Annotated in this window: 10 protein-coding genes; 1 reads left to right on the top strand and 9 read right to left on the bottom strand. The window is 74.5% G+C overall.

Going from position 1 to position 15,251, the window contains the following annotated elements; all coding sequences use genetic code 11:
- Positions 1-2: 2 nt before the first annotated feature.
- The 9 genes from OG322_RS38240 to OG322_RS38200 all read right to left on the bottom strand — a co-directional run bounded on the left by OG322_RS38240 (position 3) and on the right by OG322_RS38200 (position 13,086).
- Positions 3-3,101 (bottom strand): hypothetical protein, encoded by a 3,099-nt coding sequence (locus OG322_RS38240; protein ID WP_329307587.1) that lies wholly within the window; start codon positions 3,099-3,101, stop codon positions 3-5.
- A 4-nt stretch (positions 3,102-3,105) separates the two neighbouring features.
- The gene (locus OG322_RS38235; protein WP_164494501.1) at positions 3,106-3,264 is read right to left on the bottom strand and encodes a DUF6760 family protein; all 159 of its coding nucleotides are present in this window, start codon (positions 3,262-3,264) and stop codon (positions 3,106-3,108) included.
- Positions 3,261-3,752, bottom strand: coding sequence for a zinc-ribbon domain-containing protein (locus OG322_RS38230; RefSeq protein WP_123465430.1), 492 nt, complete (start codon positions 3,750-3,752; stop codon positions 3,261-3,263). The genes OG322_RS38235 and OG322_RS38230 overlap by 4 nt, the downstream gene beginning before the upstream one ends.
- Complete coding sequence (locus OG322_RS38225) at positions 3,749-4,189, bottom strand: phage tail protein (protein WP_073733942.1); 441 nt, start codon at positions 4,187-4,189, stop codon at positions 3,749-3,751. Before OG322_RS38225 ends, OG322_RS38230 begins: the two co-directional genes overlap by 4 nt.
- 34 nt (positions 4,190-4,223) lie before the next feature.
- Complete coding sequence (locus OG322_RS38220; protein WP_329307586.1) at positions 4,224-5,777, bottom strand: phage tail sheath family protein; 1,554 nt, start codon at positions 5,775-5,777, stop codon at positions 4,224-4,226.
- 398 nt (positions 5,778-6,175) lie between these two features.
- On the bottom strand, positions 6,176-8,218 hold the full coding sequence (locus OG322_RS38215) for an ATP-binding protein (RefSeq protein ID WP_329307810.1): 2,043 nt from the start codon (positions 8,216-8,218) through the stop codon (positions 6,176-6,178).
- A 119-nt stretch (positions 8,219-8,337) separates the two neighbouring features.
- Positions 8,338-9,042 carry a DUF4255 domain-containing protein gene (locus tag OG322_RS38210; protein WP_124285924.1) on the bottom strand — a complete coding sequence of 235 codons (705 nt, stop codon included), beginning with the start codon at positions 9,040-9,042 and terminating at the stop codon, positions 8,338-8,340.
- Entirely contained in the window at positions 9,039-12,218 is a 3,180-nt protein-coding gene (locus OG322_RS38205; protein ID WP_329307585.1) for a hypothetical protein, read from the bottom strand. Before OG322_RS38205 ends, OG322_RS38210 begins: the two co-directional genes overlap by 4 nt.
- Before the next feature lie 145 nt (positions 12,219-12,363).
- Positions 12,364-13,086: a helix-turn-helix transcriptional regulator gene (locus tag OG322_RS38200; RefSeq protein WP_241200340.1), complete on the bottom strand. Its 723-nt coding sequence runs from the start codon at positions 13,084-13,086 to the stop codon at positions 12,364-12,366.
- A 218-nt stretch (positions 13,087-13,304) separates the two neighbouring features.
- Between OG322_RS38200 and OG322_RS38195 the strand changes: the two genes are divergently transcribed.
- Positions 13,305-14,636, top strand: a complete 1,332-nt coding sequence (locus OG322_RS38195) for a COG1470 family protein (protein WP_329307584.1) — start codon at positions 13,305-13,307, stop codon at positions 14,634-14,636.
- The last annotated feature ends 615 nt before the right edge of the window (positions 14,637-15,251 follow it).

Raw genomic sequence — 15,251 nt, 5'->3', positions numbered from 1 at the left:
TCTCAGCGGCGTCCGTCGTAGGGGCGGCCCGTGCGGTCCCGGCCGCGCCGCAGTTCGGTGCGCAGCAGCCGGGCCATGGGGTCGAGCAGGCGGCGCGCCAGCTCGTCCAGTTCGGCCCCGGAGGTCTGCGGAATCCCGGCGTTCCCGGCCGCGCTCCTGCCGGGGGCGGATGCTGTCGCGGCCGGCCGCTCCGGCTCGGCCTTGGCCGGTACGCCGTTGGTTACGGAGCCGTCACCGGCGCCGGTGACATCGCGCTGGACCGCGGGCGCTGCCCGGCCGGTCCCGCCCACCGCCGGTGCGGGGCCCGGTGTACCGGTCCGCGGCCGGACCACGGGGACGGTCCCTGCCGGCGTCTGTGACGGTGCCGCTGTGACCGGGGGGCGGCCCGCGAGCGCCTGCGACTGCGGGGCGGTCACCGGCAGGGTCCGTACCGGGGCGGCCCCTCCCGGGGCGGCCGCCCCGTGCGTCCCCGGGAGGGGCGGAGCGGGCCGGACGACCGGGACGCGCCGGACGGAGCCCTGAGTGCCGGTGCCTCGTCCGCCGCGCCCCGCCGGTCCGGGGCCGGGGTGCGCGGCGGCGGACCGCTGGACCTGCGGCGTCGCCGGGGCCGCCGCGGACGGACCCGGCGACGGCTGCGCGGGGCCGCTGCGGTGCGGAGCCGGTGTGCCGGGCCAGCGCGCCGCCACCACGGGGCGGCTGCCGGAGCGGGAGGCGGCGGGCGCTGCCACGCCTTCCGGGGCCCGGGTGTTCAGGCGGAGCGGGCGCGCGGCGAGCAGCGAGAGGGTGCGGGGTGGCGCCGGAGCGGAGTGCGCTCCGGCACGGGTCACGGCGAAGGGGCGCGGGCCGACCGCACCCGTGGTCCCGGACTCTGCGGTTGCTGCCGGCGCTGCGGCGGCTCCGGTGCCTGTCGCGGGGGCACGGGTGACGACGACCGGGCCCGGGGCGGCGGGGCCCTGGGGCCGCTGCCTGCCGGAGCCCGACCCGCCGGAGGCCGTACCGGGGCGTCGCGCGTTTCCTGCGGAGCCTTCCGCGCCTGCGACGCCTTCCCGTGCGCCTTCCCCTGCCGGGTGGCGGGGTGCGGCGGCCCGGGGCGGCGTCACCAGCGGCCAGGCGGGCCCGTTTTCGTGGTCGTGGTCCGCGGGACCGGGCAGCGTGGTGCCGCCGGTGGGGGCGTGATCGGCGAGGCTGCGTTGGACGTCGCCCGCCCCGGTGCTGGGGGTGAGACGGGGCCGGACGTCACTCGCGCTCAGCAGCGGCGCGTCCGCTCCGCTCCTTCCCTGCGCGAGCGGTGCGGCGAGCGGTGCGGCGAGCGGTGCGTCCCCGGTGCGCGTCCGGTCCCGGTCCGTCGTGGGCGGCGCCGGAGCCGCGCCGGAACTCCGGTCCTGGCGTGCGGGAGCACGCTGGACGTCGGGGCCGGATGCCGTACGGGGGGCGCTCGCACCGGACACGGTGGAACCAGGCAGGCCTGCGCTGGGCGGCAGTTCGGACAACGGCGAGCCGAGACCGCCGCGCGCGCGTGCCCCGGGGCGACGGCCGGGGGTCCGGCGCGGGGCGTCGGGGGCCGTTCCCTTCGCGCCGCCGTCGTACGGGGCCGAGGCGCCGGCCGTGCCCGCGGAGTGGCGCTGGACGACGGGAAGCTTCGGGCCGGGCGCGGACCCGGTGCCGGGTGCGGGGGGCACGGCCGTGGCGTCCGCCGCCAACGGTGAGGAAGTGGAGGGAAGTTCGCTCAGCGGTGCGCCGAGGGGCGCGCGGCTGGTGGTGCGCTGTGCGGGTGCCGTCGAGCGCGTCCCCGGCCCTGCCGGTTCTGTCACGGTGGAAGCGGGGCCCGGCGCGTCAGGGGTGGCGCCGTTGTCTGGCACCGCGACGGCGGCGGGCCGCAGGGCGGGGAGCCGGCGCACGGGTCCGGCCGTGCGCCGGGCGACGGTCGGCAAAGGGCCCACCGGGCGGAGCCGTACGACCTCGCGGGGCACCTCGGCCCCAGGTGCGCGGGTTGCCTCCTGCTGCCTGCCTCCCCGGGCGGAGTGCGGCCCCGTCGTCCCCGTCGCGGTGCGCTGGATGGCCGGGACGGATGGGGTACGGCTCCCCGAACCGGCCGCCGACCGGGACGTGCGCCCGGAGTCCGGCTCGGACGCGCCGGCCGGTGCCCGCAAGGCACGCGCACCGGAGGCCGACCGGGCCACGGCGGCGTCGGCGGCGGCGCCCGGGACCACCGACACACGTCGTACCAGCGGAATGTGCGGAGCGGTCGGCCCGCGGCCGGTGCCGGTGTCCGTGCCGGTGTCCGTGCCGGTGTCTGTGGGGGTCACGACCGGACCGGTGCCCGGCTCCGCCGCCCGCTGGACAGGGGGGTGCGACGGGAGCAGCGTGGCTGGGGACTCCGTGGACGTGATGCCACGGGTCCGGGAGATGTCGCCGGAACGTGCTTTCCGCACAGGGCTGTTGTCGCCGGGGCGAGCCGTCGCCGGCTCCGGACCTGAGCCCACGCCCGCCGCTCCCACGCCGCCCTCGTCGCTCCGGGAGGGCCGTGCGGCGAAGGGCTGCGCGGCGGACGGCGCCGTACCGGCCCGCTGCGCCCCCGGACGGGTCCGGCGCGAGATCTGCGGTGCCCCGGCGGCCGGCAGCCGCGCCGCGCGGTCCGCACTCCCGGCGTTCGGGGCGCCGGCAGTCGATGTGCCGCTTTCCGGGCCGTCCGGCCCCTGCGGGCGCAGTGCCCGGAGCAGCAGCGGGCCCCTGCCGGTACGCGTGGGCTGCGGAGCGGCCGGCGGAGTGACGCCGCGCACCAGGCCGGTCGGGGCGGTGGGCAGCAGAGCGTGGCCGAGGCCTGCGTCGAACGACGGGTTCTGCCAGGCCGCGAGGCCCGCGCGGAAGACGAGGCCGTCGCTGACGCCGAGCGGAGCGCGGGCCACGGTGAGCTGCGGCGGTGCGGTGCGGCGCCAGCCGCCGTCCCAGTCGCCGGGCAGGGAGGGACCCGGGGCGCCGGACGTGCTCCGGTCCGGGCCGTCGCCCGGCGGACCGCCCGTCCCGGCGCGCTCCGTACGCCGGGCGCGGTCCGCGGCGTCCGGTACGGCAGCCCGGCGGCGCAGCCTGTCCCGCCATGCCATGCGCTCAACCGCCTTCGTTCACATGGGTGTTGATACGAGCGATCTCGGACACCCACTGCTGGCGTTCGCCGTGCGTCAGGTCGAGGATCTCCTCGCGTTGCCAGTGGAAGTGGTACGCGATGTACGCGATCTCCTCCCGGAGCCGGGGAAGGGCGTACGTCACGATTCCCCCAGGCGCCCACCCGAGAGGTCGACCTCGAAGCCGCCCTCGCAGTGCGGGCAGGTCACCGCCGCACGGGTGTGGCCCTCGCTGTTGACGCGGCGGTAGAAGTCCTGGAGGAAGGCCACATCGGTGGCGTACATCCGCTCCACCACCCCTGCGTGCACATCGGTGATCGCGCCGAGCCGGGTGATCACCTGGCTCAGCAGCACCACGCTCAGGTACGCCGGGTTCTCCTTGACCCGCAGGTCGATCTGGGGCCGCAGCTCGTCACGGGCGGTCGCCAGGCGCATCGAGCCGTGGCGGTGCACCGTGCCCGCCTCGTCCACGTACCCGCGCGGGAGCTCGAACTCGAACTCGGTGCGCAGCCTGTGCTCCTCGCCGGACGCCGGGGCGGCGGGGGTGGCCGCCGCCCGCTCCGGCGCCGGGGCGGGCTCCGTCGCCTGGAGGATCTCCTCCAGGCTGCCCGCGGACACCGTACGACGCCTCATTCGACGACGATCTCCTCGAAGACGATCGTGACCGACTCGGTGGCCGCGGCGGACTCGCCCGCCTTGAGGGACGGGCCCTCCCACTTCGAGGCCCAGCCCTGCATCAGCTGGATGCGGCGGACCGTGCTGCCCTCGGAGTCCTTGATCTCGATGGTGAGGTTCTGCCGCGCGGTGTCCACGGCACCCTTGTTCAGGGTTTCCTTGATCCACGAGGTGAACTCACTGCTCTGGTCCAGTCCCCGGGTGATCGTGACCTCGCCGGCCTGCCGGGCGCCGGGCTGCTTGCGGATGATCTGCTTGCCCTCCGCGCTGACCTGGCGGACCTCGACGACCTCCTCCTCGACGGTCAGCCCGCTGATCTCCTGAATCGACTCGACCAGATAGCCGCCGAGCTGCACGCCGAAGACGTGGGTGGAAAGAGCATCGCCCTCTGCCATGACTGTCTGTCACCTTTCTTTGTGGACCCGCGGGTCACTCGTCGATGAGGCTGGTGCTGTCGGAGAACTGAGCCAGCCGGAACACCACGAACTCCGCGGGCTTGACCGGCGAGACGCCGATCTCACAGATGACCCGGCCCTGGTCGATGGACTCCTGCGGGTTGTTGTCGCGGTCGCACCGCACGTAGAACGCCTCTTCGGCGGTGCGGCCGAACAGCGCGCCCCTGCGCCACTCCTCGGTGAGGAACGCGGTGACGTTGCGCCGGATGCTCGACCACAGCCGGTCGTCGTTCGGCTCGAAGACCACCCACTGGGTTCCCAGGAGGATTGATTCCTCCAGGTAGTTGAACAGCCGGCGCACGTTCAGGTAGCGCCAGGCCGGGTCGGAGGAGAGGGTGCGGGCGCCCCACACCCGGACGCCCCGGCCGGAGAAGGCGCGCACGCAGTTCACGCCGATCGGGTTCAGCAGGTCCTGCTCGCCCTTGCTGAGCCGGAGCTCCAGATCCACCGCGCCGCGGATCACCTCGTTGGCGGGCGCCTTGTGCACGCCGCGCTCGGCGTCACTGCGTGCCCACACCCCGGCGATGTGACCGCTGGGCGGGACAGTGGTGTTGCGTCCGGCGGCCGGGTCGAAGACCCGCACCCACGGGTAGTAAAGGGTGGCGTACCGGGAGTCGTAGCCCGCTTCGTCGCTCCGCCAGGTACGCACCTGCTGGGCGGAGAGTCCCGGCGGGGTGTCCAGGACGGCCACCCGGTCGCCCATCTGCTCGCAGTGCGCGATCGCGGCGAGCTGCACCGTGCGCACGCCCTCCGCGTCGATGTCGCCGCGCTGGTGGGCGCTCATCAGGTCCGGCACCGCGACCATGGTGATCTCGTCGATGGCCTCCAGGCCGCCGAACCCCGTACGGGCCGCGACATCGCCGACGTACTCGGACGCGTCGAGACGCGCCACCTCGCCGGAGCCGAACGCAGCGGGCGCGGCCGGGGCATCGGGCAGTGCCACGGTCTGGCCGGCGGGCCTGCTCTGGGCGGCGTTGCGCTGCTCGGCCACCGCGATCAGGCTGGAGGCGCGCGCCTGGTTGACGAGGTAGCCCTTGACGTTCTTGCGGGTCGAGGCCTCGTACGTCTCCACGACCTTGTCGCCCTGGCGGACCAGGACCTTGAAGCGGTCCTCCGGCGGGTTCTCGCCGTCCGCGTCGGCGATCTCCACCGACACTCCGGAGACGCCCGGCCGGGCCGCGATCAGGAAGCCGCCGAGCTCCACCGGCTCCGCCGCCCTGGTCTCCGGCTGCTGGGCGCCGTCGGCCGGGGAGGCTCCCTCGGCGGGGCCGCCGATCCGCACCACGTACGCGGCGCCGCCACCGTTGGCGAAGTACCCGTAGACCGCGTGGGCCAGATAGGTGCCCTCGGTGAAACCGCCGAACAGCTGGGTGTACTGGTCCCAGGAGGTGACCAGTGTCGGTGCGTGGAACGGCCCGTTCCGGGCAAACCCCACGAACGCGGCGACGGCGGTGCCGACCCCTTCGATCGGTCGGGCACCGGACTGCACCTCCTCCACGTACACACCCGGGGTGAGGTACGTCGGCATACTCGCTCCTTCGCGTCCTTACGGGTCACCTGTGTCCAGGCCGAGTCTTCGCTGCCGGTCCGCCGCGGCGACAGGGACTCGCGGACCTGGCCGGGGGCAAGGCCGCTGCCTTTCCGGACCGCCCGCACTGACCGTCCGGGCGTCGCCCGCCCCCGCCTTGTGCTGCCCGCACCGGCCCGGACGCCCTCTCGGCCCGCGCGGTCCGCCGGGGGCGGGGCAGGAGGGCGCCGGTGAGGAGCCGACGAGGAGGCAGCAGGTACAGACGTTCGGGCAACGCGCCGGGCGGACGGGACCCGGCAGCCGGCGTGCGGCCGGGCCGCCGCCCGGCGCGAGACGTCCGGGGTCACCGCCTCCGGCGCAGCGGCGAGATCCCCTGTCCGGGCCACCCGGCCGGTCCCTCAGGCGCCGGCGGCCTCCGCCAGGTACGGGCCGAACTCGCCCTCCAGGACCAGCCGTCCGAGCTTGCGGTACTCCTGCACGACCGCGGTCACCACCTGCCGCATGGTGAGCGGCCTGCCGGACTCCGCGGCGAGGTACGCCGCGGTCACCGCGCAGGCCCGGATCGAGCCGCCGGCCAGTTCGAAGCGGTCCGCGCAGAAGCCGAGGTCCAAGTCGTCGGCCCGGGGCAGCCGGTCGCCCAGGCACCGGTCCCAGAGGGCGAGGCGCTGGCCGGAGTCGGGCACCGGGAAGTCCGCCACCACGTCCAGCCGGCGCGTGAACGCCTCGTCCAGGTTGGCCCGCAGGTTGGTGGTCAGCACCGCGATCCCGTCGAACGACTCCATGCGCTGGAGCAGGTACGCCGACTCGATGTTGGCGTGCCGGTCGTGCGCGTCCTTCACCTCCGAGCGCTTGCCGAAGATCGCGTCGGCCTCGTCGAAGAGCAGTATGGCGTTGACCGCCGACGCCTCGGTGAAGATCCGCTCCAGGTTCTTCTCGGTCTCCCCGACGTACTTGTCGACGACCGTGGACAGGTCCACCACGTACAGGTCCATGCCCAGGTCCGCGGCGACCACCTCGGCGGACATGGTCTTGCCGGTGCCCGACTCACCTGCGAACAGCGCGATCACGCCGCGCCCCCGCCCGCCGCCGGGCCGCATCCCCCACTGCCCGAGCACCTGCTCGCGGTGGCGGGCGCGCAGTGCGAGTTCGCGCAGCCGCCGGTGGGTGGGCGGCGGGAGGACCAGGTCGTCCCAGCCGACGCCCGGCTCCACCCGGCGGGCGAGCCGGTCGAGCCCCGCGCCGTTCTGGGCACGCACGGCGCTCTGCAGGTCGTCGGGGCGGACGGGGCCGCCGGCCAGGGCGGCCGTGCGCACCGCCGCGTCGGCGGCGCGGCGCAACTGCCCGGCGTCCAGGCGGTGCGCGGCGACCGCCCTGGCGAGCGCCTCGGCGTCGCCGCTGACGGAGCCGTCACCGGCGGCCCGGTCCAGGGCGTGCCGCCAGCGCACGGCCTGCCGCTCCGGGGACGGCGCCGGCACGGTCAGCACGACGGGCGCGTCGGCCGCCCACGCCGGGTCCCAGCCGGTGGTGCCGTGCGTGAAGAGCGGGATTCCCCGCAGCGCCGCGCACAACGCCCCGAGCGTGCGGGCCCGTTCGACGGGTTCCGCGGGCAGCGCCTCCACCGGGCCGAGGACGACCCCGGCGCCGGTCAGGCGGGCTTCGCGGGCGGCCACCCGGGCGAGTTCCGGTACATCGCCGGAGCGCCCGGCCAGCGCCGCCGCGTCCAGGACGAGCGGACGCAGCCCGGCCGCGCGCAGGGCTGCGGTGGCCAGGCCCTCGGCGTCGCCGCCCCGGCTGCGCAGGTGGACGAGGCCGGCGCCGGTGGCGGCCGCGGCCGCGGCCCGGTGGACCTCGGCCGCCTCGGCGGTCGGGTCCTCGCAGGCCTCGCCGAGCACCCCGGCGAGCCGGACGTCGGGCCGCGCGTTCCCCAGGAGGTGCCCGGACACCCGGTCGGGGACCGCCAGGACGCGGGAGAGCGGTGGCCGTTCAGGCTCGGTGACGTCCACCAGACCGCCCTCCACCAGCGGCGAGCCGGGGGCGAGCCGGAATCGTGCGGGTGCCGCGCCGGCGAGCCCGCACAGCTCCAGGGCGAGCCCGACCGTGGGACGACGGCGCGTCAGGTCGTCGTTGAGATAGCCGTAGAACCGTTCGAACCGCGCGTCCAGATCGGGCGCCACCGCGATCAGGAGCAGGTCCAGGTCCAGCGGGGACAGGCCGAACCGCACGGCGAGGCCGTCGAGAACGGAACCGGGAGACGGGTGCCAGGGCTCGTCGGCGTGGACGTCGAGGCCGCCCGGCTCGTCCAGGATGCGGGTGATCCCCTCGGGGGTGAAGTACTGGCCCCGGTACGGGTCGTCGGGGTCTGGGTCGCCGGCGCGGCGGACCGCCACCGCCTGCCGCACCCGCTCCTCGATCAGGCGGAGCCGCGCCCAGAGGTGCGCCACGTCGGCGGATTCGGCATCGGCGACGGGGCCCGGGACGGGGACGGGCTGGACCTCTCGCTCGGCGTCGGGGCCGGCATCGGGCTCGGGCTCGGTGAGGACAGCAGGTTCGGCGGTGTGCGTCACGGCTGGCGGTCCCCCCGGCGGCGTCTGGCGGGGGCGGGCCGCCGTTCGCGCGGGCCGGCGAAGCCGTCCGCGCCCGCCTCGCTCGTCCCCGTATATCGCAGCCGCCGTCCCGGCGCCGGTTCGCCGCCCTCGCTCCGGGCGGCGGTGCGCACGACGAGCCCTTCGGTGACCGGCGGCGCGACGGCCGTGCTCACCCCGGCGAGCGGCGCCCGCACCAGCACCCCGAGCGACGCCTTCAGCTCCCCGCCGAGCGCCGACCACACATCGGAGGCGGATGGTGCGTCGAGCCCGCCCCCGGCGGTGTCCAGGCTCACGGTCAGGCCGAGTTCGGCGAGGGTTCCGGTGAGCAGCCGGGCGGGCAGCGTGTCGGTGGCGACCAGGCAGGCGAGCACCTGCGAGAGCAGCCGGTGCTCGTCCTGCGGACGGCTCGCCCACGCCGTGACCAGGTAGGTCAGCTCGAACCAGCGCGGCGGGGTGCGCCGTGCCACCACGTGCCCTTCCGCGTCGTACACCTCCCCGGCGCCGCTGCCGCGCCGGGTGGCGTCCTCGCGGATGTCGTACAGGAAGACACAGACCGTCGGGGCGTTGCGGCGTGCCGCCCAGTCCTTGGTGGGGGCGTCGAAGACCACCTCGACACCCGATGCCTCCAGACCGGACTCGCCGAGCAGGCGGCGCATCCCTTCGTCGACCTCGTGGATCACCGGCGGGTCATCTCGCCGGGCGGCTGCCAGTTGCCGATGACCACCAGGAAGTCGGTCTTCACCGGTGAGAAGCCGGGGCCCCTGGCCGTGATGACGCGCGGTCCGGTCTCGTCCTTGGCGAGGATGAGCAGCTGGCCGATGAACGTGCCGTCCGGCTGTGGCACGGTCGGCGCCGCGGCCGCGGTGATCCCCGGCTTCCAGGTGAACCGCACCGGCGCTCCTGGCGGGAAGTCCTTGCCGCGCACCGAGGTGACGAAGCCGGGCTTGCCGATCGGCGGCACCGCGACGATGCGCGGCTGGAGGATGCGCAGCCGCTGCCGGGCGGTGTTGTCGCGCTTGTCGGCGTCCGTGCCGGTGGTGGTGAGCCGGCCGGTGACGCTGCCGGTCAGCGCCTTGTCGGGGCTGAGGACCACGCGGACGACGGTGCTCGCGCCCGGGGTCAGGTCCGGCAGCGCGCACACCCAGGAGCGGTCGCAGCCCGCCGGCGGCCCGCTGTCCGGGATGCCCCGGGGCAGGCCGACCTTCAGCCGCAGCCCGGTCGCCAGTGCCTCGCGGCCGTTGCGCACGGTGTACGTCACCACGACGCGCCCGCCGACGTAGCCGGGGTTGGGCTGCGCCGTGACGCGCACCCCGGGCCCGGCCTCGGGCTCCTGCGGCTCCGGGGGCACGGTGGGCGGTGCGGTGGTGGGCGGTGCGATGGTGGGCGGTGCAGGGATGGGCGCCGGGGGTGTCGGCGGAGGGATCGGGGGCGGGGTGGCCTCGCGTACCGGCACCACGGTCCGGCCTGCGTTGTCGCTGGGCTGAGGATCCACCACGGCGCCGGTGACCGACCAGTCCACCGGTGCGTCGCCGGGGATGACCCCGACGAGGGCGACGCTCACCGGCACGGTGGCGCCGGGCTGCACCACGCCGACGTCGCACTGGAGGGAAGCGGCATCGCAGGTGCCCCCGGGCCAGGTCAGCCGGGTGATCCGGACGCCGGGTGGCGGGGCGATGGTCAGCCGGGTGCCCGGGGAGGCGGCGGGGCCGTTGTTCACCACGTCGACAGCGACCGTCCTGGCACGGCCGACGGTGACCTCCGGGACGGTACCGGGCGCGCGGACCGCGAGGTCCACGGACTGCTGGACGCTGGGTTCCTTCTGCCGGCCCGGGAGACCGGTGGTGAGCGGGCTGCGGCCGCCGGACGCGATGTCCAGGAGGTACAGCTTCTCGGGGCTGTTGGCGGGGAGGGCTTCGCGGGAGCTGATCACCAGGCCCTTGCCATCGGCTGTCCAGGCGGCGTCACGCGGCTGGAACGGGCCGGTGGCCGAGGTGTCCGGCAGTTCCTGGCGGCAGGCGTCGGGAAGATCGCGGGCGGCGTCGGGCAGCAGCACCCGGCAGTCGCCGTCCGACAGTGAGGTCAGCAGGATGCCGTTGTGCTCGTCGATCCGGCCGCCGCCGTTCTTGCGGTTGAAGGCGACGCCGCGCCCGTCCGGCGAGAACGCCGGGCTGTCGTCGATGACTTCGCAGTTGCCCGGGCAGACCGTGGCGCTCAGATCGCGCTGCGCGCCCAGGTCGTTCACCGGCACGGTCCAGATGTGTTTGTTGCCGCCGCCCCCGTCGATCACCTGGTTGCGGGTGAAGGCCAGGGTGGTGCCGTCGGAGGACCAGGTGGGCTGGGCGTCGCCGCCCTGGGGCTGCCCGGCCGGCGCGGTGATCCGGTCGCGGATCTCGCCGGTCGCGACGTCCGCGATCAGGATGCTGCTGGGGCCCGCCGCGTCGCCGACGCCGCCCGGCGAAATCCGGGTGAAGGCGAGGTACTTGCCGTCCGGGGAGAACGTCGGGTCGGTGTCCCAGTCCTTCGGTCCGCGTCCGTCGAGTTTCATGTACGCCTTGTTGGAGCCATCGGCATCCGCCATCCAGATCCGCTCGACACGGTTGCCGGGGTCGCCCTCGAAGCGGGTCACCACGATCCTGCGGCCGTCGGGCGTGTAGTTCTGCCGCTCGGTCCACGGGTCCCCGGTCGTGGGCCGGAAGAGCGGGTCATGAGTGGGATCGGCGTCGGTGTCGGCGGCCGGGTCCTCGTTGAGGATCGTCAGCCCCAGGTCGCGGGGGTCGGACCCGTCCGACCGGGCGTCCTGCAGCGTCACCACGTGCGGCCCCGCGGCCGAGGTGCGCTCGACCACCACACCGCCGCCGCCGAGCGTGCCGATCCAGGTGGGCGATTCGACCTCCCGGTCCTCGCTGAGCTTGAGCTCCGGTGTATCGCCGGAGTGCGCGGTCACCCGGAACACATGGTCCCAGTCGCCCTCGCAGTCACAGGTGCGGTCCGGGCTCAGGAACAGCACGTCGCCCCCGTCGGGCAGCCACGCTGCCCCGTGGGTACGCCACTCTGCCTGTACGCCCCCCAGCAGCGGCCCGTCGGTGCGTCCGTCCGTCACCCGCAGCCGGGGTCCCGGCGGCCCGGCGGCGGTGTACGCGATCAGGTCCCGGTGCGCGGGGTCGTCGACCGGGTTCCACGCCGGCTCGGTGGCCTCGCCGTTCTGGGGATCGGTGACCCGGGTGGCGGTGCCGCCTTCCAGGGGCCGAACGTAGATCTGCATGCCGGCCACCGGGTCGCTGCCGCCGGAGTACGCCAGGCGCTGCCCGTCCGGGGAGACCGTCGGGCACTCCTCGTCCCAGGGTGTGTCGGTGAGCCTCTTGAGGCCGGTGCCGTCGGTCCGCACCATCCACAGGTCGCGCTGCTTGCGGCCGTCCGGGCCACCGGGTTCGGCCGAGTCGAACACGACGGACTGTCCGTCCGGAGTCAGTTGCGGGTGCCCCGCGTACCGGCCGCTGGTGAGACGGCGCACCGAACCGTCGGCGGTCCGCAGGTAGACCTGCGGGGCCTTCTCGTCGCGGCGGCTCGCGAAGACCATCGCGTCCCCGAGAGCGGACGGCTGGAGGTCGAAGTGGGCCGGGCCCTCGCCGAACAGCGGTGCGCTGTAGGTGTCGGTGCCGGTCTCCACCCGGCCGAGGCTGCGGTGCCGGGTACCGGCGTAGGCGATCCGGGTGACCGCCGCGTCGGCCGCCTGCGGCCGGGACTCGGCGCTGCCCTCCCCGGAAGCCGTTGTCACCGCGAGCAGGGGGATCAGGAGCAGCAACGACGCCCCGAGTCTTCCCGGGCGAAACCGCCCACCGGGGCCGGCGGTGCGCATCACGGTCCACCTCGCTGTCTGGTGCGGTATCTGGCTGTCCCCCGCCACCCTGCGACGGCCGCGCGCGGCGCGGCAGGGCGGCGGGGCCGTACCCGGGGGAAACGTGCGGTGCGCTTTTGGGCAGTGCCGGGGTGCCCGGCCGTCGTCAGATCAGCCCGTTGCGCAGTGCGTAGCCGACCGCGTGGGCCCGGTTGCGCAGCTGCAGCCGCGTGATGATCTCGTGCAGGACGTTCTTGACGGTCCGTTCGGAGTAGGCGGTCTTGCGGGCTATCTCCACGGTGTCCAGGCCCTCGGAGACCAGGCGCAGCATGTCCGCCTCGCGCGTGGTCAGCGTGGACAGCGACAGGCTCCTCGGGTCGAGCGCCGAACGCTGGAGGCTGCCCACGTGGGTGAGCAGCTTGCCGAGCAGGTCGCCGGGGAGCACGCCCTCGCCGTTGGCTATCGCCAGGACGAGGTGGAGGAGTTGGTCCTGGCCGGCCTCGGTGCGCCGCAGTACCGCCGAGACCCCGCACTCGATGACGCGTTGCAGCGCGCCCGCGCCGAGGGTGCCGACCACGAGGCCGGTGCGGGTGGCGGTGTTGTGCCGCAGCCGGTGCAGCAGGGCTGCCACATCGTCGTCGACGCTGTCGACGACCACCAGCGACGCCTGGGCCTGCTCCGCTTCGGCCTCGTCGAGCAGACTGACCTCGGGGCGTCGGCGTAACTGCTCGACGACGCCGACGCGCAGGACCGGGTCGGCAGCGTACACGGCCACGGTCACCTGGTCCGGGCGATCGGAGTGGGAGGTCCGGTGTCCGGCCGCTGCCTGGACGGACGGACGTGGTGGGGTGACGGGCATGGCCGGGCGGTACTGCTCTGGGCAGGTCATGGGCGGAGATCCTGTTTCATGAGTTCGCGGGCAGAAGGACGTGCGAGCGGGTCCACGGCCGGTCCGGGCGCGGGCGGGCGGCGCGCGTGAGGCGGACGGCAGGCATCAACAACTCACCGGTGCAGTGGAGTTGGTCTTGACTTCCCGGGCACCGCAACTGCCCGGGTCTTGCCCTTGCGCTCCTCGTGACGGACGTGGTGCGGTCCTACCGTGGCGGTGTGACGCCTTCTGCAGCCTCTTCCGGCCCCAGCGCGCCCGGCCTCGACATCCCGGCGGTGACGGTGGCGCCGGGCAGCACTGCCACGACCAGCCTGACCGTCCGCAACGACAGCGACATCGTCGAGGCGTACAGCCTGGAGGTCGTCGGGGACTGCGCCCCCTGGGCCACCGTGGAACCCCCGCGGGTCTCCCTCTATCCCGGCACGTCCGAGACGGTGACGATCCGTCTGGACCCACCGCGTTCGCCGGAGACCCGGCCCGGTGAGATACCCCTCGGCGTGCGGGTGCTGCCGACCGAGCACCCCGAGTCGGTGCGGGTCCCCGAAACCACTGTGTACGTCGAGGAGTTCCACGAGCTGCACGCCGAGCTGGCGCCGCGCCGTCGGCGCGGCTGGCTGCGCGGCCGCTACCGGCTGGCGGTGCGCAACCTGGGCAACTCCCCGGCGCAGGTGGGCTTCACCCCCGGACAGGCGGGTGAGGAGCTGCGGTTCGCCTTCAGCCCGGCGAAGCCGAAGCTGGAGCCCGGCGAATCGGCAGAGGTCCGGCTTCGGGTCCGCACGGGCAAGCCGGTGTGGTTCGGCTCCCCCGTGGTGTGGCCGTTCACCGTGGACACCGCCGAGTCCGGCGACCAGGAGGAGGACCGGCGGGACGAGACCGCCGTCCGGCCGCCCCTGAACGCCGAGTTCGTCCAGATTCCGGTCTTCCCGAAGTGGCTGCTCGCGGTGCTCGCGGCGCTGCTCGCCCTGCTGCTGGCCTGGTTCACCCTGGTCCGTCCGGCGGTGCGCAGCGCGGCGAAGGAAGCCGCCACCAAGGAGGTCCAGGCGCGTCCCAATCCGGGTGGGTCGCAGGACGGACAGACGCCGGGCACCGGTTCCGGCGACGGCAAGGGCGGCGGGGACAAGGGTGCGCAGCCCGGAGCGAGCCCCGGGGCCTCGCCCGGAACGGGCGGCGACGGCACCTCGTCCGGCGGAGGCCAGCAGAGTTCGGCGACCATCGACCTGAAGACCTCCGGCGGGGCGACGAAGACCGGTACGTACACGGTGCCCGAGAACCAGACCTTCGGAATCACGGACATCGTCGTCGCCAACTTCCAGGGCGACGAAGGGGTGCTGACGATTACGTTCGGCGACCGCAAGATCACCACGATCGCGCTGGAGACCTTCCGTAACCAGGACTATCACTGGGTCACCCCTATCAAGATCACCGAGAACGACACCGTGACCATCAACGTGACCTGCGCGAAGCCGGGCACACCGGCCACCGGGCGTCGGGCGCGGGTGTGCCATGAAGTCCTGAACGTGAGCGGTGTGCTCAGCCCTACCAAGCAATGAACCAGGCCTTCCGGGACAATATCGGCCGGTGCGGCGCCTTCCGAAACGGTAGATTTATCGTTTCGTCTGAAAATCGACACCGAGTCCGGGCCGAGCCCGCCAGTCGGTAAGGAACCAGGAGCAGCGCCGCGGGGAGGCGGTTCCAGCAGTGATCTGCCTCCGCCCCCCGTGCCGCCAGGCATGATCCGACCCCCGACCGACGGCGTCGGCGCCCCGGCACTCCGCAGCCGGAAAACCTGCGGCGCCCACAAAGTGGCCGACATTCGCCGCGACGGCGCGCGTGTCCTGGGCCAAGGGACCGAGGCGGGTTTTTTCGGGGATCCCGTCGGCGGGGAGACACTCCAGAAGCGCCTTCGCGCGGGGCACGGGACTGTGCGCCGGCACGCCCGCCGCACGCCTCGGCAAGGGGCGTCGACGACGCACGGGACATCGATCCGCCGTATCCCGTCCACCACACCGCGCCCGCCGTGACGCATGCACCCGGTCGGACCGGATGGCAGTCACTACTTAGAACCGTTACCTGCTCTGCTACACCGTGGACGAGGCGAAGGCGGATCACATCAACGTCGGCGGCCGCCGACCGCATTGACGTATGAGCGGGAGGAACGCGGGCAC

Source organism: Streptomyces sp. NBC_01260, from assembly GCF_036226405.1.
Taxonomy (GTDB): domain Bacteria; phylum Actinomycetota; class Actinomycetes; order Streptomycetales; family Streptomycetaceae; genus Streptomyces; species Streptomyces laculatispora.
The sequence above is the reverse complement of the archived record's forward strand: the minus strand, read 5'-3'. Positions and strand labels throughout refer to the sequence as shown.

What these genes read in the sequence shown, in the direction of transcription:
- OG322_RS38240 (WP_329307587.1), bottom strand. Translation starts at nt 3,101, where the DNA reads ATGGCATGGCGGGACAGGCTGCGCCGCCGGGCTGCCGTACCGGACGCC.
- OG322_RS38230 (WP_123465430.1), bottom strand. Translation starts at nt 3,752, where the DNA reads ATGAGGCGTCGTACGGTGTCCGCGGGCAGCCTGGAGGAGATCCTCCAG.
- OG322_RS38225 (WP_073733942.1), bottom strand. Translation starts at nt 4,189, where the DNA reads ATGGCAGAGGGCGATGCTCTTTCCACCCACGTCTTCGGCGTGCAGCTC.
- OG322_RS38220 (WP_329307586.1), bottom strand. Translation starts at nt 5,777, where the DNA reads ATGCCGACGTACCTCACCCCGGGTGTGTACGTGGAGGAGGTGCAGTCC.
- OG322_RS38205 (WP_329307585.1), bottom strand. Translation starts at nt 12,218, where the DNA reads ATGCGCACCGCCGGCCCCGGTGGGCGGTTTCGCCCGGGAAGACTCGGG.
- OG322_RS38200 (WP_241200340.1), bottom strand. Translation starts at nt 13,086, where the DNA reads ATGACCTGCCCAGAGCAGTACCGCCCGGCCATGCCCGTCACCCCACCA.